Source organism: uncultured Algibacter sp. (assembly GCF_947495675.1).
Classification (GTDB): domain Bacteria; phylum Bacteroidota; class Bacteroidia; order Flavobacteriales; family Flavobacteriaceae; genus Algibacter_B.
The window spans coordinates 68,517-94,901 of record NZ_CANLZX010000011.1; the positions used below are offsets into that span (position 1 = coordinate 68,517).

The following is a 26,385-nucleotide window of genomic DNA, read 5'->3' on the forward strand; positions in this document are numbered from 1 at the left end:
TTTACATTTGTGATTCTTAAAACAGAAGCGATATTATGAATTTACACGAATACCAAGGTAAAGAAATATTAAGCAGTTTTGGCGTACGCATCCAAAGAGGGATTGTGGCACAAAATGCACATGAAGCAGTAGCAGCTGCTAAGCAATTAACTAGTGAAACTGGAACAAGTTGGCACGTAATTAAAGCCCAAGTACATGCAGGTGGAAGAGGTAAAGGTGGCGGTGTTAAACTTGCTAAAAACCTAAAAGAAGTAGAAGAAATTGCTGGACAAATAATTGGTATGGATTTGGTTACACCACAAACATCTGCCGCAGGTAAACGCGTGCACCAAGTATTAGTTGCAGAAGACGTTTATTATCCTGGTGAAAGTGAAACTAGTGAATTTTACGTATCGGTTTTATTAAATAGAGGTACAGGTCGTAACATGATTATGTATTCTACTGAAGGTGGAATGGATATTGAAACTGTAGCTGAAGAAACACCACATTTAATTTTTACAGAAGAAATTGATCCTGCTGTTGGTTTATTGCCATTTCAAGCAAGACGTGTTGCATTCAACTTAGGCTTATCTGGATTAGCTTTTAAAGAAATGACAAAATTTGTTACTAATCTTTATACTGCTTATGTAAAATCAGATTCTTCTTTGTTTGAAATCAACCCGGTTTTAAAAACGAGTGATAATAAAATAATGGCTGTTGATGCTAAAGTAACAATAGACGATAACGCGTTATTTAGACATAAAAATTATGTTGATTTACGTGATGTACGTGAGGAGAGTGCTATTGAGGTTGAAGCTGGAGAACTTGGTTTAAACTATGTAGATCTTGATGGTAACGTTGGTTGTATGGTTAACGGTGCTGGTTTAGCTATGGCAACAATGGATTTAATAAAACAAGCAGGTGGAGAACCAGCTAACTTTTTAGATGTTGGAGGTACAGCTGATGCTGCTCGTGTTGAAGCTGCATTTAAAATTATATTAAAAGATCCTGCTGTAAAGGCTATTTTAATAAATATTTTTGGAGGTATTGTGCGTTGTGATCGTGTTGCACAAGGTGTAATTGATGCTTACAAAAACATGGGAACTATAAACGTACCAATTATTGTGCGTCTTCAAGGAACAAATGCAGATATTGCAAAAGAGTTAATAGATAACTCTGGATTAGATGTAATGAGTGCAACTGAGTTTCAAGAAGCTGCAGATAAAGTACAACAAGTATTGTCGTAAAAAATGTATGTTATGCTAAATTTTTATTAGCATATTAATTATTTAAGATAAAAAAAAGAGCAACAATTATTTGTTGCTCTTTTTTTCTGTCGTTTTTTCTCCTTTTTTTGGCATGGGACCTCTAAGATGAATTACTAAGCCATTTAAGAAATTACGAAGTATTTGATCTCCACACTCCATATACTTTGGGTGATCTTCTCTCCTGAAAAAAGCACCTAATTCACTTTTAGAAATTCTAAAATCTACAAGTGCTAGAATTTTTACAATATCATCATCTCGCAGTTTTAGGGCCACTCTTAATTTTTTTAATATATCATTATTTGTCATAGTTCTTATAGAATGTTATTTAATATATGTATTTCATCGATTTTTATTTTTGACTTTATCAAAACTAACGTTTAATTAGATTATGTAAAGATACCGTAATTGTTAGTTTTTAGTATTATTTTTATGTTAGAATAAAAAATATATAACATACTGGTTGTTAGTGTTTTATGTATTTTATTTATGTTTTAATTTAAAAATTAAAATTGATAAAGTGCAAATATTTTAGTTCAATAAAATCAAATTATTGACGAAATCGCTAAAAATTACGATTAAATACGTACTGTTTTTCGATAAGTTACATTATATCTACGATTATTAAAAGTCTCTTCTGTGTAACTTTATATTGTAATTAATTGATCCCTAAAGTATGGTAAATAGAGTAGAAAAATTGAGCCTTTTGTCAGAAATGATTGCTTTTGCTAAATATGATAAAGATATTAAGCGAATAGAGTATAATTTCTTACTTGGTGTAGCTAAGCAATTAGATATTTCTCGTGAAGATTTTGAGTATTTATTGGAAAACCCAGTAACTTATACTCATTTAAAATCTCATAGCGAGAGAATAGTTCAATTCCATAGATTAGTTTTACTATTAAATATTGAACAAGAGAACAATGAAGATAATAATTCTACCGGAGTTATAAAACTTTATAACTTTGGATTGAGAATGGGATTAAGTCACGAGTCTATAACTAAGGTATTATATTTAATGGAAAGTTTTCCAAATAAAATAGTACCGCCAGATGTTTTGATTGATATTTTCAAAACACAATATAATTAAATTAATTTTTAGATTTTTTTAAAAAATCAAAATCTGTATTCATTACAATTTACAAATAGAAAATTAGTAAAAAGCTAAAAGTTTAAACTTTTAGCTTTTCTAATTTATTTTGGTAGCTTTTAATCTCGTCACGCAATTTAGCAGCTACAATAAAGTCTAAGGCTTTTGCAGCTTCTTCCATAAGTTTACGCCTTTCTCTAATTTTCTTTTCAAGCTCAGGCTTACTTAAATATTCACTTTCTGGTTCAGCAGCTTTTAAGGCTTCCAATTCATAACTGTAAGTACTTACAGAATTTTTAGAAAGTACATTATCTAAACTTTTATTTAAAGCTTTTGGTACTAAATTGTGTTTTGTGTTATATGCAATTTGCTTTTCTCTTCTGTACTCAGTTTCATCTATAGTTTTTTGCATGCTTTTGGTAATTTTATCTGCATACATAATAGCCTTCCCATTTAAGTTTCTAGCAGCTCTACCAACCGTTTGTGTGAGTGAACGTGCAGATCTTAAAAAGCCTTCTTTATCGGCGTCTAAAATGGCTACAAGAGACACCTCTGGTAAATCTAATCCCTCACGAAGTAAGTTTACCCCAACCAATACATCAAATAAGCCCTTACGTAAATCTTGCATAATTTCAACTCGCTCTAAAGTATCAACATCACTATGTATATAGCGGCAACGTATTTGAATTCTATCTAAATATTTAGTTAGCTCTTCTGCCATACGCTTAGTTAATGTTGTAACTAAAGTACGTTCATCTTTTTCAACACGTTGTTGGATTTCTTCAATTAAATCATCAATCTGATTTAAACTAGGGCGTATTTCTATAATAGGGTCTAATAATCCAGTAGGACGAATAACTTGTTCTACATAAACACCATCCGATTTTTGTAACTCGTAATCTGCTGGTGTTGCACTTACATAAATAACTTGATTTTGTAGGGCCTCAAATTCTTCGAATTTTAACGGTCTGTTATCCATTGCAGCAGGTAACCTAAACCCATATTCTACTAAGTTTTCTTTTCTGCTTCTATCACCTCCATACATGGCATGAACTTGTGAAACAGTAACATGGCTTTCATCAACAACCATTAGAAAATCTTCAGGAAAATAGTCTAACAAACAGAAAGGTCGTGTTCCTGGTAATCTGCCATCTAAGTAACGCGAATAGTTTTCAATACCAGAACAATAGCCTAATTCACGAATCATTTCTAAATCAAATTCCGTTCTCTCTTTAAGTCTTTTTGCTTCTAGATGTTTACCAATTTCTTTAAAATAATCATGTTGTTTTACCAAATCGTCTTGTATCTCCTTTATTGCACCTTGAAGTACATCTGGCGAAGTAACAAACATATTCGCAGGGTAAATGTTTAATCTATCATATTTTTCTACAACCTCATTCGTTTGAATATTAAAAGATTCTATATCTTCAATCTCATCTCCAAAAAAATGAATTCTAAAAGCATCATCAGCATAGCTCGGAAAAATATCAACCGTATCTCCTTTAATTCTAAAATTACCATGTCTAAAATCTAATTCTGTTCTTGAGTATAAACTTTGAACTAATTGATGTAATAACTTTGTTCTAGAAATGATTTGATCTCTTTCGAGAGTAATTACATTTTTTTGAAATTCTACAGGGTTTCCAATACCGTAAAGACAAGAAACTGATGCAACTACTAAAACATCTCTTCTTCCAGAAAGAAGGGAAGATGTTGTACTTAATCGCATTTTTTCTATTTCCTCATTTATTGATAAATCTTTTTCTATATAAACACCAGAAACAGGTATGTATGCTTCAGGTTGATAATAATCATAGTATGAAACAAAGTACTCAACAGCATTGTTTGGAAAAAACTGTTTAAATTCTGAATATAACTGAGCAGCTAAAGTTTTGTTATGTGCCAAAACTAATGTTGGTCTTTGCACTTCTTCTATAACATTTGCAACAGTAAAGGTTTTTCCTGAGCCAGTTACACCAAGAAGCGTTTGGTATTTTTCTTCTGAATTAATACCATTAACAAGTTGTTTTATAGCCTTTGGCTGATCGCCAGTAGGTTTAAATTCCGATTCAATTTTAAACTGCATTTTACAAAATTACGTAAAATTTATGTGCTATCGTTTTAAAGTGAAATGACCAGAAAATTTTCTGCCATCTTCAAGAAAAACTTTAAACCAATAATCATCAGTAGATAAAATATTACCATTAAAAGTACCATCCCATCCAGCATCTTTTACCAGTAATTGTTTTACTAATTTTCCGTAGCGATCAAATATTAAAATAGTACTGTTAGGCTGTATACGTTCATCTACACCTTGTATTTTCCATAAATCATTTATACCGTCACCATTTGGTGTAAAATATTTGGGATACCCAATTACTGAAATAATGAGTGTTGAAACACCGCAAATATCATCTTTTACATGAATGGTGTAGAAACCTGGCTTTACATAATTAAAAACAGGTTCTATTTGGTAGTTAATAAATGTTGAGCCTTCTTCTTGTAAAGCATATTCATAATCTCCCATGCCTAAATTGGTGGTATCAATTGTTACGGAGTTGTTTTCAGAAAGATCAATAATGGTTACATCTTCTTGGTTAATAGTAGCTTGTTCTGAGGCATCAACAAATACAGTTCTTGTTCTTGTACAACTTGTGCCATCTGTTTTAGTTAATGTGATAGTATATGTGCCTGCTGTAGAGACCGATATAATTCTATTGTTAGACACAAATTGATTTGTGATTGTTCCATCTAAACTCGTCCAAAGCCATTCATAGTCAAAAGTTTCAGAGGTATTAGCCTCAAATGGTTCCAATTCAATAGAAAATGTAGGATCTGAAGAACATACAAGCCTTGGTGTTTCTACTGTAAATTCGGGTAATTGGTTTACAGTAAAATTAATACTTGTAGAAGCAGTACATGTTATATTATTTGGATTTACAACTTTTACATAAATTGTTTGATTTTGAGATACAAGTGGATTTGGTAAACGAGATTGATTGATTAAACGATTATCATTTTCATCTGTATAATCATAATATATTTCCATACCAATTTGAGTTCCTAAAATAGTACTTGTAATTAAAGAAGTATCGAACGGGAAAAAGCCATCATCATCAATATCTCCTGCACTTCCATCACATACAATTTGTTCTGGAATTGAATTGGCATATGGTTGCTCATCTACTATAAATGATAAGGTAGTTTCATCATAGCATGGACCATCTAGAGCTGTCGTTAAGTTGTTAGTAACTCTAATAGTTATGTTTTGAGTTTCTGTTAGAAAAGGGTTTGGTAACGGACTTGGTAGAGGCGTTCCTGTTTCATCAAAATAAGAAATTGTAAAATCTGCAGGGTTTTGAGTTCCTAATACATCACTCTCAACTTGTAAGGTGTTAAAAGGGTAAAAGCCATCTGTATCATCATCACATTGCCTATCAATACTTACTGTATTAGCTTCTGGTAGAGCTTCTACATTTAGTAGAACATGAGCACCTAGGCCTAAGCAGTCGTTAGAGATGGCACTATCAATTCTAACATATATAAATTGAGAACCAGGGTATCCAATATTTCTGTAATTTGATGGGTCTGTGATTTCATTTATTTCGGCTAGTGCATCTGCTTCGTTTCTATAATATCGTGGTGGTAAAATAGTTTGTCCTGGAGGTATAAAGCTAATAATAGATGATGTAACACTACTAAAATCAAAACTAGAGATGCCATCTCTGTCATCATTATTTGTATTGTTATTACCATTAATATCTAGAAAATCATCACATTGGCTAAAGTTTACAACAAAAGTTGGCGGAATTACAGTTGTAGAAACATTAAGTTGTATTTCCGATATGGAAGCACAACCAAATTGTGATTCTACACGCGCCCAAATCACATCAGAACTTATAGTTCTATTCTCAAAATTGGTAGGGTTGTTAATATAATCGGGGCTGGTTATATCTCCAGAAATAGCAGCAGCTTGTGTTACATAATAAGAGAAGTTTTCATTAACTGCGTTTGTTGAAATCTCGTTATTTGCTTCTGTTAAATTAAAAGGACTAAAACCTAGTGTTGTAAGATCATCATCATCACATTGAATTAAAATAACAGGTGAATTTATAATAGGTATTGGATTTACTGTTAGTTCAATGACATTAGAATATAAACCACAGCTATTGCCATTTCTATCAATTTTTACTCTGTAATTTAAAGTATTGAAACTTAATGGTGTGTTTGTAATATTTAAACTTGCTGTTTGTGAATCACTATAATTAACATTCTCCATTATAGTGTTCCATGAAATGCCATCTGTGCTTACTTCCCATTGATAATTTTCAGCTTCAGTTGAAACTACAAAAATTGAAGTACTTGCGGCTTCACATGCAGTAGTGTTTAATGGTTGTGTAGAAATAGCCAAAGGAGCAAAAATAAGATAGTCTGCGTTTGGTAGAGTGTACCCATCACTTGCATTATTAACCAGTCCTGAAGCATTAGTAGTAGCAATAGTATCTCCTAAAATTGTATCATTATTACCATCAGAAAATCCAGCTTCAATAACATCACTACAACCATCACCATCACTATCTGGATCTAAATACGAAAAGATAGTATCATTGTCTAAGTCATTTAGAGTATAACCAATTTCGTTACTGTCTGGAGTAGTTTCTGCATTGTCTGTCCATCCATTTACCCCAAAACTAGGGCTGTCGTCTATACCGTTTAAATCGGTGTCGGATAATATTCCTAATTGACCTGTTTCAATCAAATCATATATACCATCGTTATCGCTATCTAAGTCATAAAAATCTAGAATAGTATCATTATCAGAGTCAACCGGGGTATCAGAAATATTAAAAACATCATCTAAACCATTAAAATCAACATCAGTAAATGATAATGTAACCAGTCTTCCTTGGTTTTCAATACTATCTGGTATTCCATCATTATCACTATCTAAATCAAATGCGTCTTTTACACCATCTAAATCATTATCGTTTTTAAAACAAGTAAGAGATATGTTTCCTGTGAAATTTGATGTTGAAGTTGTGTTTTCTAAATTATGAATAAATGAAAAACCTTCTACTTGATTGGCTAAAAACTCGTAAGGTGTAACACCTGTTGGAGTAGGGTTTATTTTAAAGTGTATTTCTGATCCAGAAATTAAAGAAATTCCTGATTCAAAAACACCATCAAAGTTTGAGTCTACTAATAGGCGATTATCGGTATTAACAAGCGTAATATTTTTATTAACTGGTAAAATTTTTGCAATGAAAAACTCACCATCTATACTTGTATGTGTTGTTGTAATATCTTCTGAAAACTTAACGTTAACAGATTCTGTAAAAGATAAGTTATATGTGTTGTCGCCTATAGTAGTTGCAGGAATAGTACTTATAATGTTACCAGTATCTGTTAAACTAACAGAACTTGTACCTGTAGTTGATCTATTAATTATAATATTATTAGTAGCTAGGGATGTACTTGTTGTACCATCTTCAAACCTTAAAATTGGTGGTCTTGTGTTAGATAAATCCATAATCACATTTCCTTTTGATTCAGTACAATTTAAAATACCATCATTATCATTATCTATATCAATATTATCAATAATCCCATCATTATCTCTATCATCTGGGCAAACACTTATGGGTATTTCAATAGATTCTAATTCTTCCCCTGTACATGTTATAACACCTATTAATTTGTATTTACCAGGTATTGTAGGCGTAATTTTTGATGTAGTAATCATTAAATCAATAAAGCCAGTACCTGAGCCATCATCAAAAAGCCATTTAAAACTATCAAAATTTTCAGTATTAGCTGCTTCTAAAGTTATATTGGGAATACAATTTCCTAAGGTTACAAATTGTGTGTCAAAATTTATTTCTGGAGCAGAGGGGAAGCCAGAATAAAAACTACCAGATGTTGCGCTACCGTTATAATTAAAATAAGCACAATATAATTCGTCATCACTTTGTACAGAAATATTACCGTTAAGACCTTTTACTTTATAAGTAATATAATCTGGTTTTCCGTCAACAGCATTTGGGGTAACACCAATTGGGTTACCATTTATAGTAACAGTTGCTCCAACTTTTGTTACAACAGTAATACCGCCAGAATAATTTGTGCTGCCTATATTATTTATATTGGCAATATTATCTAAATTACCACGTGTTTCACAACTTAAAGGAGGGACAAAAAACAATCCTTGATTTGCTTCACTAGGTGCCCCGCTATTGCCAAGTCCGCCAACACCTTGGTATGCAAAAACTGGTTGAGAGGTTTGAACATACATATTACCATTAGTATTGTATTGGTTACCTTCAATGTTATAATATTCACCAGCATTTATGGTTGAAACTGGAGGGTTTCCGTTTATGCTAATAGAGGTATTATCAGTATGAGCAACAATTAAAACATTTTCCCAAGCATTATCTCCATCTCCTTTTACAAATATATATTCTGTTCCAATTTTTGATGCACCAACAATTTGATCGATACCATAATCTCTTCCATTACCAGTACCAAAACTACCATTTGTTGAGCCACAATTAACCACAATAGGTTTATCAGATTCTACTAAACAACCAATTAAGCCATCTTGATTTATTGTAGCATCTGTACAATTTGTAGCAATAGTATAACTTTCTCCTTCGTTTAGTGTAGTGTTTATGGGCGTTGTTCCTGAGAAATTTTTTATTATTAAACCTGCTGGTAGGTTGCTAAAGTTAATTTGTGTATTGTCTTCAGTAGCCATTACTGATACAAAATTTAAATAATTATCTTGAGGGTTTCCATTGGTATAACTACCCACTCTAAAAGTAGTGCCAAGTGCAGAGAGTCCTTTGCTAACAAGTGCGCCAGCTTGGGCACCACCACCTGCGTTCATTCTAACAGAAACATAAATTGGTACATCAGCTTCAATTATATACCCTTTATCATTTTTAACCAGACTTGTTTCATCTGATGGTAAAAATAACTGCCCGTTACCGCTACCAATAGCTATTTGCTGAGGTGTTGCATTTGATACGACACCTGTAATATAGCTTGATATAGGTTGTCCTACTGGAATGACAGTATAAGAAATAGTAGAATTACTAGGAGTTGATAAATATAAATATTGGTCTTCTGGATTTGCATTACCAAAAGAGGCACTTGTTAATGGTGGGATATAATGTTTTTTGCTTAATTGAGAATATCCTTTAAAACCAAACGATATTATTAGAATAAATAAACAATGTTTTAAAAGTAAAATCTTTGGTATTATTTTAAACATAAGGATTAAATCTAATTAATATCGAAATACTAAAATATAATATTTAAATATTATTAGACTTGTAATATCCCTAAAGGTTTAATTTTTAAGTTTAAAGCACTTTAATAACTCTTTTTCTAATTATTATAAAAAGTCTATCTTTTTAAAGTAAAGTGACCTCTTATATTAAAAGACTCTCCATTTTGAATAATATCTGCTGAAAACCAATAATCATCAGAAGGCATATTTTGACCATTATAAGTACCATCCCAGCCAGCAGAATTATAAGGAAGCATTTTCATTAATTTACCATACCTATTGTATATGTAAACTACGGTTCCTGGTAATTGATCTGCTCCAACAATATGCCAAGTATCATAAACATTATCATTGTTAGGTGTTACAAATTTTGGAATATCAAAAACAAAAACTTCTTTAGAGACATCCATACAGCCATTTAAATCTCTTACTGTAACTATATGTTCGCCAAAAGAAACATTATCAAAAATATTTGATGTTTGTGGTTCACCTCCATCTAAAATAAAAACATAATCTCCTATTCTAGAATTGTTTATTTCTACTGTTATACTATTTGGGTCTGCAAAATCAACTGTAGGGGTAATTATTATTTCAGCTTCATCAGACGGTATTACATTAAAATTGTGGGTATTAGAACAGTCGTTTCCAATTATATTTGGTCTATTTACAGTTACAAAATAACTTCCAGCATCTGCAGGATTAATAGTTATTTGAGAGGTTGTCTCTCCTGTAGACCATAAGTAAGTGTCACCCGTAACACCTGTATCTGCAATAACAATTACTGGCTCATCATTACATAAAGGTACAATTTCATTAATAGGAATTATGGGAAGTGTATTAACTCTTAAGTTAAATTGAGTATTACTATAGCAACCTGTAGTATTATTTTCGAGTCTAACATATATGGTTTCTCCATTTGTAGATGAATACATGTTTGGTAAAGCATCCGTTTTGTTTTCGGCATTATTTAATGTGTCATAATGTGTGATAGAATAATTTGAAGGGCTAAGACCTCCTAGAATGATGTTATTATTTGCAGTTAAATCAAAATTTTGAATACCATCATAATCATCATCACAGTTTGCTAAATCTGGAGGTGTATTAGCTATTGGGTTTTCGTTTATTTGTAAAATGAAAGATGTGATTATTGGACAATTAGTTGCAATATCTGAAACTCTTATGAAAATTTCATGACTACTTGCCGAGTAATTAAATGTGCTACTCAAAGGTGAAGTATTATTTTCTGCATCATTTAGGTTATCATGATAAGAAATATTAACTATTGAAGTATCATCAACAACCAATGTATTTACTTCCAATAAATCATATGTATTGGTATCATTATCACAAATGGTAATAGTACCAATTGTATTTATTGAAGGAGGTAAGTTTACTATTAATTCTACTGGAATTACATTATAGCATCCGGTTAAGTTGTTAGCTACTTTTATATAAATAGTTTTTGCTGTTGATTCGAAACTTGATGGATTTGTAATTTCATTTGAATTGTCTAAACCATCATTTGGATTTATATCGGTTTCATTTTCAAAATAATTTATTGTTAAATTACTTTTTACACGATCTAAAACTTCAAAATCTGTTGTTTGAGTATCAATATTATAAAATGTTAAATCGAAAGTTGCAATACCATCAGAAGCTGGAGCACATTCTGTTATAGATGGATTACCAACAAGCACATCAGGAGCTGCTACAATATTAATGCCTAGTTCTTCAACAACATAACAAAATGAAGCACTACTTTCAATTCTTACATAAATACTTTGTGGGTTACTAACATTTGTATAATTTGCTGGAAGTGGGCTAACATTATCTTCAGCGTTTTGAGGTGTTAAATGAAAAGTTATATTTAGAGTATCTGGTGATGTTGATTGGATTTCGTTAGCTTTTTCAGCTAGGTCAAATTCGTTTATACCATCATTACTTGCATCATCACAAACTAAAAAATCTATTATAGGGTCGTAAATAGGGTCTGGGGCAACTTGAATTTCAATTGCACCTGTGTTAAAACAAGTAGCATCAGTAATATTTTGCACTCTAACATATATAGTTTTAGAATCTGAGTTATATGCAACAGTTTTATCAATAGCATTAGCTAAATTTCCATCTGTAGCGTCAATCTCATTTTCAAAATAATATACTTCTTTACCAGTTTGTCCGTTTAAAATGTCACTATCTGTTTCTGATAAAATGAAGTCAGCAAAACTATCACCATCATCCTCACAGACTTGAAAAATAATATCGTTTTGTATTATTGGTTCTGTATTTATTATGGCTTCAAATGATACAATTGTGTAGCAACCAGTAGTACTAATAGCATCTTCAATTCTAATATAGATTGTTTGAGTGTTTGAATTGTAAGCGCTTCGGTCTGAAACTGGAATTGCATTTGCAATAACATTATTATCTGCATCATCAAATGATGTGAAAACATCAATATTTAAACCAGATCTGCTAGAAACAGCTTCATCAATTTTATCTTCAAGATTGATAATATAAAATCCATCTTGGTCATTATCACAAATAATTTCATCTGTGGGCTCTGTACTTGTTGGTGCAACTAATACCTCAATTTGAAATGGGTTAATAGTTGAACAACCTGAATCTATACTTTCAATACGGGCATATAAGGTTTCAATGGAGTTTGTGTTGTTGTAAAAAGGTGGTAATTGGTTTGCTGTATTATTACTTTGTGCATCAGCATTATTTGAAAAATACGTAACTGTAAAATTAGTATTTCCTCCTGTAATAGTATCATCAATGGAATGAAGATCTATACTTGCAACACCATCATCATCGTCATCACAATAAGGGATAGTAACATTACCAAAGATTAAAATTGGGTTTACTAATAATGTGATTTCTGTAGTTTCAAGGCATCCGCCACCTTCAATAGTTACATATAAAACCTGTGGGCTTACTGCAGCAAAAGGCGTAGTTTTATCTAATTCATTAGTAGTGTTGTCTCTATCGTCTTCAGTTTCATAAAATGTAACTGTAATTGCTTCTGGTAAATCATTTGCAATAAAAGTTTCAATAGTATTTAAATCAAAATCTAATGTGTCTGTACTATCATCATTAGTGTCACATAGTGCAAAATCTCCAGTATCTGTTCCTGTTAATAGTAAATTGGTGTGAATTTCAAATGGGACTATAGTGGCACATCCAGTTATGTCGTCTTCAATTCTTAAATAAATGGTAGCAGAACCAGGTTCTGTTATTGCATTTGCGTATTGATAATTTGTTTCGTCTGCTATGACGTTTGTATTCATTTGGGCATCATCAAATGTCGTATGAAATGTTGTAGAAACACCTGTTAATCCATTTAATATATTGCTAATCACTTCAGTTAAATCAAAAGAAGCTTCACCATCTAAATCTCTATCACATGCATCAATATATTGAGTATCTCTGTTAACAATTGGGCTAACTGTTATTTCAACATCTAATTGAGTAGTTGTTGTACAACCTGTAAGAGTATCAACAATTCTAACATATACTATCTCATTAGGTGTATTAGTGTTTATGTATGGTGTTGGTATAGGGTTGTTTCCTGTAGTTGCATCTATAGGGTTGTAGTGATAAGTAACAAAAAGATTTGTTTGTCCAGATGTTATTTCATCATCTTTTAAGGTTAAATCTATAATAGCAAAACCATCGGCATTATCATCACCATCACATACTTCTAATGGAGTTGGAGTTACAATACTAGGCAATGAATTAACAATTAAGTTAAAAGTTGTATATGAAAAACAATCACTATCTGAATCTTGAACTCTAACAAAAATTGGTTGCGGGTTTAGTGTGTTTGTTATTGGTGTAGTTATAGGGTTTAAATTTAATCTTGCTTCATTGTCTGAATAGTGATAGCTAAAGGAATAATTTGTAAAAGGTACATTTGCAATAACTTCAATATCTTTTGTCGATAAATCAAAAGTTTCTGTTTCATCACCACTTGAATCATCACATAATTCATAATCAGTTATGGGATCCATAGGTTCTTCTGTATTAAGAACAACCACTATTTCATCTTCTTCGATACAATTAGTGCCATCTACGGGAACTGAAGCTTCAACACGATAGGTTCCGTCTTGTACCGCAGTATAAGTTGGTCCCACAGCACCAGTAATTAAAACATCATTTAAATACCAAGCATAAGAAACAAGGGGATTTTCTAAATCTGCATCTAAAGTTGTAAAACTGGCACAAGTAGTTAAGTCTTCTCCTAAATCTAAAACTCTAAAACTATCTCCTTCAATAAATACAGCAGAATCAAAAGTACCATCTGTTTGGTCGGCTATTATTAATTTAATATGGTAAGTAACATTAGGTTGTATAGAGCCCGTAGCTGTTAATACTGTTGTTCTACCATTGTAATTTGTGTCTCCTAAATTATAACCTTGAAAATATTGATCGTTTTGAGCTGGACAAACTCCAAAAATTTCATCATGTATTGTATTTGTATTTACAGGAGTAGTGGTTCCGGGTATTAAAGCTATATTTTGGTAAGGGTCTGTGGTTCCTGCTTCTCTTATTAAAAAAACAAAACCATCTGAAAATTGACAAGGGTTAATACCAAAATATTCTTCTGATGCCAATAAATAATTAAATTGAAATTGATTTGAAATTGAAGTAAAATCAAATTCAATAGAAGTTGCATTAACAGTATTTGTAATTCCTAAAGCTGTTTCTAAATCTGGATCTGTTCCCCAAGTGTTAGACCCTTCACTTAAAGTTGGTGTTCTTTCTGCGTTACCACCAGATGTTGCTCCACCTGTAGATAACATGATGCCATTTTCAAATGGGAAATTAGAACTTCCTCTTTCAAAATAGGCATAACTTGCAAAGCCACTTGTGGCTCCATTAACCGATGAATTTATATTTGTAATATTAACACAACCATTAACTAAATTGTCTTCTATTAATGGTTGTAAGGCTACAGTATCATCAATAGAAATTTGTTGTGAAAACACAAAATTACTATTGAAAAAAAGTATAAGTAATATGAAGTATATATATCTCATAACTTGTAGGCGCTTTCTAGTTTGTTCATTATTAGTTTCAAATACAATCAGTTGGGGCTAATTTGGGTTGAAAAATAGATATTATTTAGATGAAACGCAAAAAAAATCGGATAAAATGCATTTTTTTCGATGTTCTACATTTTTATTTTAGTTTATTAGTGCAAAATGATTTTTATAAACCCTACCGTCTTGCAATTTGATAGTAAACCAATAATCGTCGTTAGGTAATTTAATACCATTTAAATTTCCGTTCCAGCCTTCACCTTCAGGGTCTAATTCTTTAATTAATTTTCCAAACCTATTAAATATTTGAATTTTAGTTTGAGATTGAATACTATTAGAAATACCATAAACTTGCCACGTATCATTAACCCCATCGTTATTGGGTGTGAAAAATTTAGGGAATCCAATAACTGATGCTATTTCATTTACAACACCACAATCGTTTTTTATGTCTCTAACTAATACGTTGTATATACCAGGAAAAACATTTTCAAATAAATTGCTTTCTTGGTATGGTTTAATAGTATTATTGTTTTCATCAACTAAACTATATTGATAAGTTCCTTCTCCTGTAACGAAAACAGTTATAGTATTATTTTCTGAAGCATCTTTTATGTTGAATGGTGTTGCGCTAAAACTGGCAATATTTGAAGGTTTTACAGTAATAGTTCTAAAATTAGAGCAATTATTTGTGTCTGTAACCGTAACGGTATATGTGCCAGGAGCATTTATCATGGTTTCATAGGTATTATCACCAGTAGACCAATTGTAAGTATAATTATTTGGATTGTCATTTAGTACTGCTGCATCAATTGTAATAGTGTTGGGGAATTCATTTAAACAGTAGTAAATGATATCTTCTGTTTTAATATCTGGTAAAGGAAAAACATTAAGAAACACTTGACTAATTCCGAAGCAGTCATTTGCATTTTCAACACGAGCATATATGGTTTGTAAATAAGGATTGGTGTTTGTAAAGGTTGTACTTAAAGGGTTTTGTTCTAAAACCGAATCACTAAAAGTAGCATAGTAAACAATAGTTAGTCCGCTTGGTAATCCACTTAAAATATCACTATTAGCATTACTTAAATCAAATTCATGAAGACCATCTTCAATTCCATCATCATCACAAAATGTAAGATATGCGTTATTAGAATCTGTTGCTGTTACATCCAGAGTTAATTCAGAATCATTTGTGCAACCTGTAATAGTATTAGTTACTTCAACAACTATAATTTGAGGGTTTTCAGTACTATAAAATGAGTCGCCATTAACTTCATTTGTTTTTGCCGAATCTGTGAAAAACTTTGTAGATCTTTCTGCAACACCTCCGGTAATTAAATCATTTGCTTCATTTAAATTAAATTGAGCTAATCCATCAGCCAAACCATCTTCATCACATTGTATTAAAGTATAATCAAAGCTTTCTGGTGCTTCATTTATTACTAAGTTTAATGTGGTTATACTTCTACATTTAGTGTTAAAAGCATCTTCAATTCTTACAAAAATCTGTTGATTAAATGGGATTGAATTATAATATAAATTTGGAAGAGCACCAGAATTATTCTCAGCATCAGATTTTGATGTAAAGTATGAAACGTTAAAGTCTGCAGGAGTTTGTCCGTCTAATATCTCATCATTTTTAGATAACAAATCGAACATAACACGTCCGTTTTTATTATCGCCATCATCTAAATTATCACATGATATGAAGTCTGTAGGTTCAATAAAATCTGGACCTAAATTTGCTTTTAATTGAAATTCTGTTAATTCAAAACAACCTGTAGTATCGTTTGTAATTCTTGCATATATAGTTTGAGGGTTTCTTATATTTCTGTAGGGGCTAGGCAAGGGGTTAATGCCAATATTAGCATCGCTTGCTGTTTCATGATACGTTACCGATATACCAGTTTGACTTCCAATAATAGTAGAAGTATTATCAGCAATATTAAAGTCTACAAAACCATCTGGAACAGGTGTTGCATCATCATCACATTTCTCTAAATTTAATGCTATGCCAGATGTTTCAGATTCGTCTGAAGGAGGTTCGGAAAATGTTGCAGTACCAGTCCATTCTAAACTAAAAGGGCTATTACCAATTGGTCTGTCTATAACAATAAAATAAGTTTCGCCAGCAAGAACATCTAGCCATTTTACAAAGCTATTGCCATCGGCTCCTGGGCCTTCTGCCACATCAGTTTCGGTACTATTCATTCCAGTTAAATTACTTCTTGAGCCAGAAGCTATAGGGTTGGTTGTAGAGCATCTTATAGTGCTGCCAACATTTCCACAATCTACATTTGGGCCAAATACAAAAAAATCATAATCTTCATTTATATCTGTACTATTTGGGGTTAATGTAAATCCTAATGTACCGCTAGAAACCAATTTAACCTCAAGCCAAACACTATTGTTTTCATTACTTTGGCATGAATTTTCGAATTCTCTAATTCCTGAACCATTAACATCTAAACTAATATCTGAATTTCCACATGCAATTACTGAATTTACACAATCAGTAGGTTCTTGTGATAGTGCATAATTTGAATATAATGCAACTATAAAAAAAGGAATATACTTTAAAAGGACTTTCAATTTATTAATATTTAAGTGTAAAGTGATTTTTATAAATTCTGCCATCTTGTAATTTTACAGAAAACCAATAATCATCTGCTGGTAGTTTTTTACCATTTAGAGTGCCATCCCAACCAATTTCAGTTGGTAGTATTTGTTTTAAAAGTTTACCAAATCTATCGTATATATGAACTTTTGAATTGGGTTGAAATAATTCTGAAACTCCTAAAACTTGCCAACTGTCATTAATTCCATCATTATTCGGGGTGAAAAATTTTGGAAACCCGATTACTGAAACTTGCATGTCTGTAATACCACAATTGTTTTTTATGTCTTTAACTGAAACATTATAAATGCCTGGGTATACATTTTCAAAATAATTACTGTCTTGATAATCCTTTATAATATTATTGTTATTGTCAATTAAACTGTATTGATAAGTGCCTTCACCAGTAACATAAACAGTTATTGTATTATTTTGAGTTACATCTTCAACTTTAAAGGCTGGTGTTTCAAAAGTTGCAATATTAGAAGGTAGAATTGTAATTGTTCTATTTTTTGAACAGCCAAAAGCATTTGTTACAGTAACATTGTAAGTTCCAACTTCATTTATTTCTGTTTGGTAGTTGGTATCTCCATTAGACCAATTATAAGTGTAATTACTTGGTGCATCATTAACCAATGCGGCATTAATTGTTATAGTGTTAGGGAACTCATTTAAGCAATAATACACAGAGCTTTCAGTTTCTATATTAGGTAATTCATGAACAGTTAATAGAATGTCACTAATTCCATAACAATTGTTTTCATTTTCAACACGCGCATATATGGTTTGAGAATAAGGAGTAGTGTTTGTATACAAATTATTCAATCTATTAGTTTCTAGAAGTGCATCGTTATAAGTTTCATAATAAGAAATGTCTAATCCTTCTGGTAAGCCGTCAAGAATAATACTTTCAGCATCATTTAAATTAAAATTATAAAATCCATCTTCTGTACCATCATCATCACAATTTATTAACTCTGTATTATCAACATTTGTTGCACTTACTTCTAAAGTTAATTCTGAAAAACTACTACATCCAGAAATATCATTAATTACTTGAACATATACAGTTTGCGGGTTTGTTGAATTAATAAAAAAATCGCCATCAACCTCAAAGACACGAGTAGGGTCTAGATAAAATTTTGTTGATCTATCTGGTATGTTACCTGTTAAAATATCGTTCGCTTCATTAAGATTAAAAAAGGTAATACCATCGGGAGTCCCATCTTCATCACATTGTAATAAGGTGTGATTGAATGCATCTGGATTTGGTGTGAAATTTACAAAGGCTTGGCCTTCTAAAATACAATCGCCATTATTTGGTTCAATTATTAACTCATAATGCCCAGCATCAAATATTTCTAACTCAAAATTTGTTTCTGGTAATAAATTGCCATTTAAAGTCCAAGTGTAAGTAGCTCCTAAAATGTCATCGGCTGTTAAAGTGTACGATGATCCATCACAAATATCTAGATTAACTGAGCTTGATCCGTTTTTAATAATATCAATTTCAGTATTAAAAAAAGATGATATAAAAGGAGGTAGGCCCTGCGAAGAATTAAAAGGTGATAAACTAATTGCATTATGATTGTAATTACAACCATCTCCAATAACATTAGGATTTTCAATAGCCCCCAGATATGGTAAGCCTTGACTGTAAGTTGCACTAAGAGCTCTGTAAATTTTTCCATTTGGTCCTAGTTGTAAGCCGCCTCTGTATAATTGTCTTTCATCAACTATAAATGCAGATCCTGCTATATCTATATCTAGCAGGTTGTATTGTATTAATTTTGAGTTGTGATTAGAATAAATTTCGTTGTTTGCTGGGTTACTAAAGTCGAAAAAATCATTTGAAGCACTCACGTAAAGTAAATTACTGTTTGGAGAGAACTCTAGTCCGTAAGGTACATTAGCCGAGCCACTTATAAAAATAGCTTCTTGGTTACTTACAACACCTGTTGCAACATCAAAATCATAAATATATAAGCCTTGACTTGTATTGGCACATGCCATTTTAGTGCCATCTGGAGATAGCTTTAAATAACCTCTTACTTCGTCAATGTTAATAGGGAATGTTGAGGTTACAGACGTTGTATTTACACCGGTATCACTTACTTCAAAGGCATGAAACGTATTGTAAACATCACTAAGTCCATCTTCAGAGGCAAGTGTTAAAACCCATATGGATTCTGTAACACAATCTTTTAATACAGCTGTAATTTTTTCAGTACAATCTTGTAATAATTTTATGTTTTTATTAGTAACAGCCCCTAAACCACCATCTAATGTTATATCAACTTCAGAAAAATTTAAACCAAAATGACTTTCGCCAAAACCATGATTATCAACTGTAAATACGTAATATATGTTAGCGTCATTAGGTTTAGGAACAATGATAGCCGATTGTGTACTTGATGGATCTCCAAATAAGTTAGATCCATTACTCATTATATCGTGGTTTTTATTCCATATGGTAATACCATCAGTATAAAACAACAAATCACCAACATCGTCTGATATAGATGCACAACCTTCAAAAGTATTTAATTGACCATCGCTTAGTGAAGAAACTGTATTCCCAGTTAAGTCAAATTTTATACCACTATTATAACCAAAATACCAAGTAGAGGCTTCGTTTTGGGAGTAAGTATATAGCCCAAAAAGACTAATGATTACGAATAATACAGACTTTTTCATTTTTTAGTAGCAATAGCTACCAAAGATATCATAAATCTCGCTTTTTTAATAATCTATACGATAAAAAGATAAATAGGGCTGTCCAAGCAATTACTATAGCAAATTCGTACCAATGCACAGCATAATCATAGGCTAATTCGCCTTTATCGGGGAATTTTGTCATAGCTATTCTTTGAAAAGGTTGGTCTATTAATTTATACATAGATTTTAATGGAAAGAAATTTTGAATTTTTTCGGCCAATGCAACGTCCGATTGCCATGAAATTAAGCCAAAAGCAATCCATTCTGCTATAAATAAAATAAATAGGAAAGCTAGTGCAAATGCAGAGCGTTTTACCAACATTCCCAAAAACAAGCACAAACTAAAAAAGCCAATTAGTTTTAAAAAGTAAGCAAATAGAAATTCAATTTCACTAAAAATTATTGAAGCTTCGTTGTAACTTGAATAATATAAACCAATACAAAATGAAATTAAAGCAATAAGGATAGTTGATACTAAAGAGAAAAATACAATCGTGTAAAATTTAGAGAGTATAAATTCCTTTTTACTAAGTCCATCAATAAGGTTTTGTTTAATTGTTTTGTTGCTATATTCATTTCCAATCATGCTAACTACTACAATGGCAAAAAAGAATTTAAATTGAGATGCAAAAAACGTGGTTAAATGCCAAATAATTGGAAAATTAAAAATGCCTAATTCCCCTAGTTCTAAAGTAAAAAAACCAAAAACATTAATTTTTAAAGATGACAGTAAAATAACAAAGAATGGTAAAATAAACGATACAAATATGAGTATTTTACTTGTTCTATTTAGTAATAGCTTTTGTAGTTCTAAATTTAAAAGTCGAATCATTCTGGTTAGTTTTGGTTATTATCAGTTAATTGTAAAAATTGTTCTTCTAAACTTTCTTTACGTTGTACTAAATGGGTTAGGATGATACCTTGATCAAAAAGATATTTGTTAAAATCTTCAGATTTCATAGGCTCAGTCAAAAAAGCTGTTACTAAATTGTCTTGAATTTTAATTTTCCCAAATGACTTATGATTTTCTAATAATGTAACCAACTCATGTTCTTTATTAGACTTAAGCTCAAAAAAACCATGGCTCGAAATCATCTCATCAACTCGGCCAGAATATAATTTTACACCTTTACGAAGTACAACAACATGAGAGCATACTTTTTCAACTTCGTCTAATAAATGCGATGCTAACAAAATAGTAGTTCCTTTTGCTGCTATTTGCTTTATAATTTCTCTAATTTGATGAATACCTTGTGGGTCTAATCCATTTGTTGGCTCATCAAGAATTAAAATTTCTGGATCATTTAAAAGGGCAGAAGCTATAGCTAAACGCTGTTTCATGCCCAAAGAATATGTTTTAAACTTACTATCCTTGCGTTCTAGAAGACCAACTAATTCTAGTTTTTCGTCTATTTTACTAATACTAACACCTTTAATTTTGCATACTAGCTTTAAATTTTGAGTAGCCGTCATGTAAGGATAAAAATTAGGACGTTCAATAATAGCACCTACTCTTTTTAGGGCATCATGCGTTGAGATATTACCATCAAACCAATGAAAGTTTCCCTCTGTTTTATTAACTACATTAAGCACAATACCTAATGTAGTAGATTTTCCACTTCCGTTTGGTCCAAGAATACCATATACATTGCCTTTGTTTATAGTAAACGATAAATCTTTTACGGCTGTTAAATACCCAAATTTTTTTGTAAGGTTGTTTATTGTTAGTATAGATTCCAAGCTATATAGTTTTTTATACTAACTAAAGAAGTTAGCAAGGGTTAGTTATTAAAGTATGACGATTGTGTTTAAATTTTGTTACAACTATAATGATAAAAACGTTAAATTTGAATAAGTAAAAAGTTTATGCAAGATTTAAAAATATCAAAAAAGAAACCATCATTTCCTATAACTACTAAGTTACAAGATTATCTTTCTAAATATAATAGAAAGGTGAAAATCCCTATATTTTATGATGATTTACTTCGTTTTCAAGGCTCTATAGTTGTTTATGATAAAGATGATAACGATACATTATGGATTCGTGTTTATTATAACGAATTTGAAAGAGAAGAAATAGAATCTGCTTTAAAAAAAGTTTATACTATTTTTCATTCTGATGGTAATGAAAATATTATCCCTTTTTTAAGTGTTGATGCAATTGATTTTTGCACGTTTGGAAATTCAAAACCATTTAGAATTAAAATAAGGAATGTTTTAAATGATAACTCAACGTATTTTTATGTAAAAACTGCAGATGCTTCTCGGGTTTATGGCTTAGAATTAGAGCATATGTTGTCGCCTTATAATTTGAATTTTTTAGTTTATGAAAATACATTAATAGAGGAACATATTGCAGGTATTCCTGGTGATGAGTTTATAAAAAATATGTTACCTAATTGCAGTAAATCTGAAAAATCTCAAATTGCTAAAGAATTTGTGAAATTTAATGAACGTTGTATGATACGTATGTTAGGTGATATGAGATCGTATAACTACGTAATAGTACCCACTCATGATTTTGATAAAGTTGTGTACAAAATAAGAGCCATTGATTTTGATCAACAATCTTACGAAGGTAAATTTAATATTTACAGACCACAATTCTTTAAAGAGAATTATGAAATGGTTCAGTTAGTATCAAACAGTATTCAAAAATTATCTATTGATCAATATAAAACAGAAGAGCGTTCTATTTTAGTTAAACGACTTAAAAGTTCTCATATTAGAGCAGCGAGGTTGTTAGATTGTTTAGCATCTGATGAGATTGCTCCAAAAGAACACGTAGAACTGTTAAAAATGACCATTTTTGATTACACACACGATGTTAATTTTAAAAAGAGTAAAAATATGGGTGAAATCCTTAAATTCTCATTAGAGTTTTTAACGCGTAATTATGAAAATGTAAACTTAGAGAATTTAAGAGGCTAATTCCAGTTTTCGTTAAAATCTAAATCCTCATAATCATCTACATCTATACCGTCTTCAAATTCGTCAAAGTCGTCGTCTTCATCAGCTTCAAATAGTTTTTCTGGAGCCGTTTCTGGAACTTGCCCTTGAACAAACATAAGGTTAGGGTAGTCATTTCCTTCTGTTTCTTCAACAATTTCTGCTAATTCCACATAAAATGTCCACATACTCATAAAATCGTAAACGTATATAAGTTTGGTTTGTGCTTCATGTACAACACTATCTAATGATGTTTCATTCATTAATCGAGCAGAGCCATCATCACTTAAATCAAATAATGATATTTCTTCACCTTGTTCCCAAACATCGTTACTTAAATAGAATGATGCCATTTCGGTACCATCAAACCCGAAAGATTGAGTGATAATATTATGCAAATCTTCAAGTGTATCAGTTTCACGAATTTCTAAATCGCGAAATATATCTTCTTCCGTATCATTATCTAAAATAACTCTAAATCTGTATATCATCTATTGAAAAATTATGCTACAAAGGTAGCTTTTTTTATATTATTTAGTAAATCTGTGAAGTGTAAAAGTCATGGCGCTTAATAAGAAAAAAGCACCTATTTGATGCGCCACACCCAACCAAACTGGTACGTGTAACAGTATGGTTAATACACCAAGTAAAAACTGAATTCCAACAAGAATTACAAGTGCATTTATGCCTTTTAATTGATAAGGAGATGGGGTCATTTTTTTAGATTTCATAAAAATTGAAATTATAAAACCAACAACAATAAATGCTAAAATTCTATGAACAAATTGCACCCCACTTTTACCTTCAATAAAATTTTTATAAACAGGGTTTTGTTCTATATAAACAGTTTCATGAATAAACTTACCCTCATTCATCATGGGCCAATGGTTGTGAATAAAACCAGCGTCTAAGCCAGCTACAAAAGCACCATAAATTATTTGAATTATTAAAATTAATAGTCCCCATCTAATAAGATTTCTAAACGATATATTAATTTCTTTTTTCTTTACAGGAAACATTAAATCTAAAGCCACCCAAAAGGTAAAAGCGAATGTTATAAATGCGGTTGTTAAATGAGCTGCTAACCTATAATGGCTAACATCGGGATTATCAACTAAACCACTTTTAACCATATACCAGCCTAAAAAACCTTGAAAAGCACCAAGACATAATAAAAATAGTGCTTTTTTTATAGTTGGTTTAGTTAGTTGTTTGGTAATTAAAAAGTACAAGAAGGGAATTAAGAATACTAAACCTATAAACCTACCAATAACTCGGTGAATCCATTCCCAGAAATAAATGTCTTTAAAATCTTGAATGGTAAATTGATTGTTTAACTTTTGGTATTCAGGGTATTGCTTGTATAAATCGAAAGCTGCTTCCCATTCCATATCGTTCATTGGAGGGATGGTTCCTGATATTAACTTATAATTAGATATAGATAAACCCGAATGTGTAAGCCTTGTTATACCGCCTACTACAACCATTATAAAAATAAGAATGCACCCTGTTAAAAGCCAGTAAATTACTTTTTTGTTATCTTTTTTCATACTAGATAAGTGTCTTTTTAAAACATAAGCTATTAGCTATGTTTTTATATTGTCCGTAATTAGGAATTATATTGTATTTCATTTTTTTGTAAAATGAAACAGCTTCTTTTTGCCTTTTACCAGTTTCTAAAATACATGCTTTAAAACATAATTCTTTTGACCATTTTTCAAGTTCTATCAAAATATTTGAAGCAACTCCCATACCTCTAGAATCTGTTTTTGTAAACATGCGCTTAATTTCTGTTGATGTTTCATCAAAAGCTTTAAATGCACCACATCCAATTGGGGTATCGTTTTTATAAGCCACTACCACATGCTTTAAAACATCAATATTGTTGTACTGGTTATAAAAATCATGCTCATCTCCATCAACAATTTTTAAATAGTCATTAAGGGACTTAACAAGATTAATAAAATCTTTGTTTTCAGAATTTGTTCTAATAAGTTTAATCATACTTTAGAGTTAACTTTTAGACCCAATTCTTTTCCTTTTTTCAGCATTAATTGAAAAGCAGCTTCATATTCATTTGGAATATCGCCTTCAAGAATAGCTTCCTTTATAGTTTCTTTTATAATACCAATTTCACGAGATGGTTTTAAATTAAAAGCAGTCATTATTTCTTCACCAGAAACAGGTGGTTGAAAATTTCTAACATGATCTCGTGCTTCAACTTCAATAATTTTTTCGCGAACAATTTTAAAATTGTTATGGTATTTGTTGAATTTTTTAGGATTTTTGGTTGTTATATCTGCTTCACAAAGTGTCATTAAATCTTCTACAAAATCTCCAGCATCAAAAACTAAACGGCGAACTGCAGAATCTGTAGCAATATCATCAGCTAAGACTATTGGTCTTGAACTCATAAACACCATTTTTTGAACGTATTTCATCTTGTCATTCAATGGCATTTTTAATCTTTTAAAAAGTCTGTACACCATTTTAGAGCCTTCAAACTCGTGTCCATGAAAAGTCCAGCCTACTTTTTTGCTAAATTTTTTTGTTGGTGCTTTTCCTATATCGTGTAATAGTGCTGCCCAACGTAACCAAAGATTGTTAGTGTTTAAAGCAATATTATCTACTACCTCTAGTGTGTGGTAAAAATTATCTTTGTGGCGTTGCCCCTCAACTTCATCAATACCTTTTAATGCTGTAATTTCTGGTAAGATATATTGTAATAACCCTGTTTTTTCTAATAATAAAAACCCTTTTGATGGTTTTTTACTTTCAAGAATCTTATTAAGTTCTGTGACAATACGCTCGTTAGTAATTATTTTTATCCTATTACTATTTTTTGATATGGCTTCAAGAGATTTCTCTTCAATCATAAAATCTAGCTGTGTGGCAAACCTAATGGCACGCAACATACGTAATGGGTCATCACTATATGTAATGTCTGGATTTAATGGTGTTTTGATGATCTTGTTTTTTAAATCTTCAACGCCATTAAAAGGATCTAACAAATCACCATAATGTTTTTCGTTTAGGTTTAAAGCGAGTGCATTAATTGTAAAATCTCTACGGTTTTGGTCATCAACTAAAGTGCCATTTTCAACTGAAGGGTTTCTACTATCTTCGGTATAAGATTCTTTTCGTGCTCCTACAAATTCAATTTCTATATCATCAAACCTTAACATGGCTGTACCATAGGTTTTAAAAACTTGAACTTTTGGTTTGTTTGGTAAATTTTTAGCTACTTGTTTAGCAAGTTTTATACCATCACCAATAGCAACAACATCAATATCTTTTGCATTACCGCGTTTTAAAAGAAAATCGCGAACAAAACCACCAATTACAAAAGACTCTAATTGAAGTTCTTGTGCCGATTTTGATATGATTTTAAATACAGGGTTTTTTAAAGCTTCTTTGTAATTCATTGA

Annotated in this window: 15 protein-coding genes; 3 read left to right on the plus strand and 12 right to left on the minus strand. The window is 31.2% G+C overall.

The annotated features are described in order from the left end of the window. Positions 1 to 35: 35 nt before the first annotated feature. Positions 36 to 1,226 (plus strand): ADP-forming succinate--CoA ligase subunit beta, encoded by a 1,191-nt coding sequence (gene sucC / locus Q0842_RS09235; protein WP_298497234.1) that lies wholly within the window; start codon positions 36 to 38, stop codon positions 1,224 to 1,226. Between the two features lie 66 nt (positions 1,227 to 1,292). On the opposite strand, the gene Q0842_RS09240 is transcribed toward sucC, so the two are convergent. Next, a complete protein-coding gene (locus Q0842_RS09240; protein ID WP_298497236.1) occupies positions 1,293 to 1,553 on the minus strand; it encodes a DUF1456 family protein in 261 nt (86 codons plus the stop codon). A gap of 367 nt (positions 1,554 to 1,920) precedes the next feature. Here Q0842_RS09240 and Q0842_RS09245 point away from each other — a divergent pair, with 367 nt between their 5' ends. After that, the gene (locus tag Q0842_RS09245) at positions 1,921 to 2,334 is read left to right on the plus strand and encodes a TerB family tellurite resistance protein (protein ID WP_298497240.1); all 414 of its coding nucleotides are present in this window, start codon (positions 1,921 to 1,923) and stop codon (positions 2,332 to 2,334) included. Positions 2,335 to 2,416: 82 nt separating this feature from the next. On the opposite strand, the gene uvrB is transcribed toward Q0842_RS09245, so the two are convergent. From uvrB to Q0842_RS09280, 7 genes are all read right to left on the minus strand, one after another. After that, positions 2,417 to 4,420: an excinuclease ABC subunit UvrB gene (uvrB, locus tag Q0842_RS09250; protein WP_298497243.1), complete on the minus strand. Its 2,004-nt coding sequence runs from the start codon at positions 4,418 to 4,420 to the stop codon at positions 2,417 to 2,419. A 27-nt stretch (positions 4,421 to 4,447) separates the two neighbouring features. After that, the gene (locus Q0842_RS09255; RefSeq protein ID WP_298497245.1) at positions 4,448 to 9,607 is read right to left on the minus strand and encodes a T9SS type B sorting domain-containing protein; all 5,160 of its coding nucleotides are present in this window, start codon (positions 9,605 to 9,607) and stop codon (positions 4,448 to 4,450) included. Positions 9,608 to 9,741: 134 nt separating this feature from the next. Beyond that, the gene (locus tag Q0842_RS09260; protein WP_298497249.1) at positions 9,742 to 14,616 is read right to left on the minus strand and encodes a T9SS type B sorting domain-containing protein; all 4,875 of its coding nucleotides are present in this window, start codon (positions 14,614 to 14,616) and stop codon (positions 9,742 to 9,744) included. A 198-nt stretch (positions 14,617 to 14,814) separates the two neighbouring features. Continuing rightward, a complete protein-coding gene (locus Q0842_RS09265; protein WP_298497252.1) occupies positions 14,815 to 17,310 on the minus strand; it encodes a T9SS type B sorting domain-containing protein in 2,496 nt (831 codons plus the stop codon). Next, on the minus strand, positions 17,270 to 19,987 hold the full coding sequence (locus tag Q0842_RS09270; protein ID WP_298497255.1) for a T9SS type B sorting domain-containing protein: 2,718 nt from the start codon (positions 19,985 to 19,987) through the stop codon (positions 17,270 to 17,272). Before Q0842_RS09270 ends, Q0842_RS09265 begins: the two co-directional genes overlap by 41 nt. Positions 19,988 to 20,015: 28 nt before the next feature. Further along, positions 20,016 to 20,840 carry an ABC transporter permease subunit gene (locus tag Q0842_RS09275; protein WP_298497257.1) on the minus strand — a complete coding sequence of 275 codons (825 nt, stop codon included), beginning with the start codon at positions 20,838 to 20,840 and terminating at the stop codon, positions 20,016 to 20,018. Between the two features lie 5 nt (positions 20,841 to 20,845). Then, entirely contained in the window at positions 20,846 to 21,748 is a 903-nt protein-coding gene (locus Q0842_RS09280) for an ATP-binding cassette domain-containing protein (protein ID WP_298497260.1), read from the minus strand. A gap of 126 nt (positions 21,749 to 21,874) precedes the next feature. Between Q0842_RS09280 and Q0842_RS09285 the strand changes: the two genes are divergently transcribed. After that, on the plus strand, positions 21,875 to 22,939 hold the full coding sequence (locus Q0842_RS09285) for a hypothetical protein (RefSeq protein ID WP_298497263.1): 1,065 nt from the start codon (positions 21,875 to 21,877) through the stop codon (positions 22,937 to 22,939). Here Q0842_RS09285 and Q0842_RS09290 read toward each other — a convergent pair. From Q0842_RS09290 to Q0842_RS09305, 4 genes are read right to left on the minus strand one after another with little or no spacing between them, the layout of a single operon-like run. Next, the gene (locus Q0842_RS09290) at positions 22,936 to 23,448 is read right to left on the minus strand and encodes a hypothetical protein (RefSeq protein WP_298497266.1); all 513 of its coding nucleotides are present in this window, start codon (positions 23,446 to 23,448) and stop codon (positions 22,936 to 22,938) included. The genes Q0842_RS09285 and Q0842_RS09290 overlap by 4 nt on opposite strands. 39 nt (positions 23,449 to 23,487) lie before the next feature. Beyond that, complete coding sequence (locus Q0842_RS09295) at positions 23,488 to 24,507, minus strand: COX15/CtaA family protein (RefSeq protein ID WP_298497269.1); 1,020 nt, start codon at positions 24,505 to 24,507, stop codon at positions 23,488 to 23,490. 1 nt (position 24,508) lies between these two features. Further along, entirely contained in the window at positions 24,509 to 24,961 is a 453-nt protein-coding gene (locus Q0842_RS09300; protein ID WP_298497272.1) for a GNAT family N-acetyltransferase, read from the minus strand. After that, positions 24,958 to 26,382, minus strand: a complete 1,425-nt coding sequence (locus Q0842_RS09305) for an HD domain-containing protein (protein ID WP_298497274.1) — start codon at positions 26,380 to 26,382, stop codon at positions 24,958 to 24,960. The genes Q0842_RS09300 and Q0842_RS09305 overlap by 4 nt, the downstream gene beginning before the upstream one ends. Positions 26,383 to 26,385 lie beyond the last annotated feature (3 nt).

Coding starts and splice junctions, on each gene's coding strand:
- uvrB (WP_298497243.1), bottom strand. CDS start 4,420: ATGCAGTTTAAAATTGAATCGGAATTTAAACCTACTGGCGATCAGCCA.
- Q0842_RS09270 (WP_298497255.1), bottom strand. CDS start 19,987: ATGAAAAAGTCTGTATTATTCGTAATCATTAGTCTTTTTGGGCTATAT.
- Q0842_RS09290 (WP_298497266.1), bottom strand. CDS start 23,448: ATGATATACAGATTTAGAGTTATTTTAGATAATGATACGGAAGAAGAT.
- sucC (WP_298497234.1), top strand. CDS start 36: ATGAATTTACACGAATACCAAGGTAAAGAAATATTAAGCAGTTTTGGC.
- Q0842_RS09300 (WP_298497272.1), bottom strand. CDS start 24,961: ATGATTAAACTTATTAGAACAAATTCTGAAAACAAAGATTTTATTAAT.
- Q0842_RS09240 (WP_298497236.1), bottom strand. CDS start 1,553: ATGACAAATAATGATATATTAAAAAAATTAAGAGTGGCCCTAAAACTG.
- Q0842_RS09245 (WP_298497240.1), top strand. CDS start 1,921: ATGGTAAATAGAGTAGAAAAATTGAGCCTTTTGTCAGAAATGATTGCT.
- Q0842_RS09285 (WP_298497263.1), top strand. CDS start 21,875: ATGCAAGATTTAAAAATATCAAAAAAGAAACCATCATTTCCTATAACT.
- Q0842_RS09265 (WP_298497252.1), bottom strand. CDS start 17,310: ATGGCAGAATTTATAAAAATCACTTTACACTTAAATATTAATAAATTG.
- Q0842_RS09295 (WP_298497269.1), bottom strand. CDS start 24,507: ATGAAAAAAGATAACAAAAAAGTAATTTACTGGCTTTTAACAGGGTGC.
- Q0842_RS09255 (WP_298497245.1), bottom strand. CDS start 9,607: ATGTTTAAAATAATACCAAAGATTTTACTTTTAAAACATTGTTTATTT.
- Q0842_RS09275 (WP_298497257.1), bottom strand. CDS start 20,840: ATGATTCGACTTTTAAATTTAGAACTACAAAAGCTATTACTAAATAGA.
- Q0842_RS09305 (WP_298497274.1), bottom strand. CDS start 26,382: ATGAATTACAAAGAAGCTTTAAAAAACCCTGTATTTAAAATCATATCA.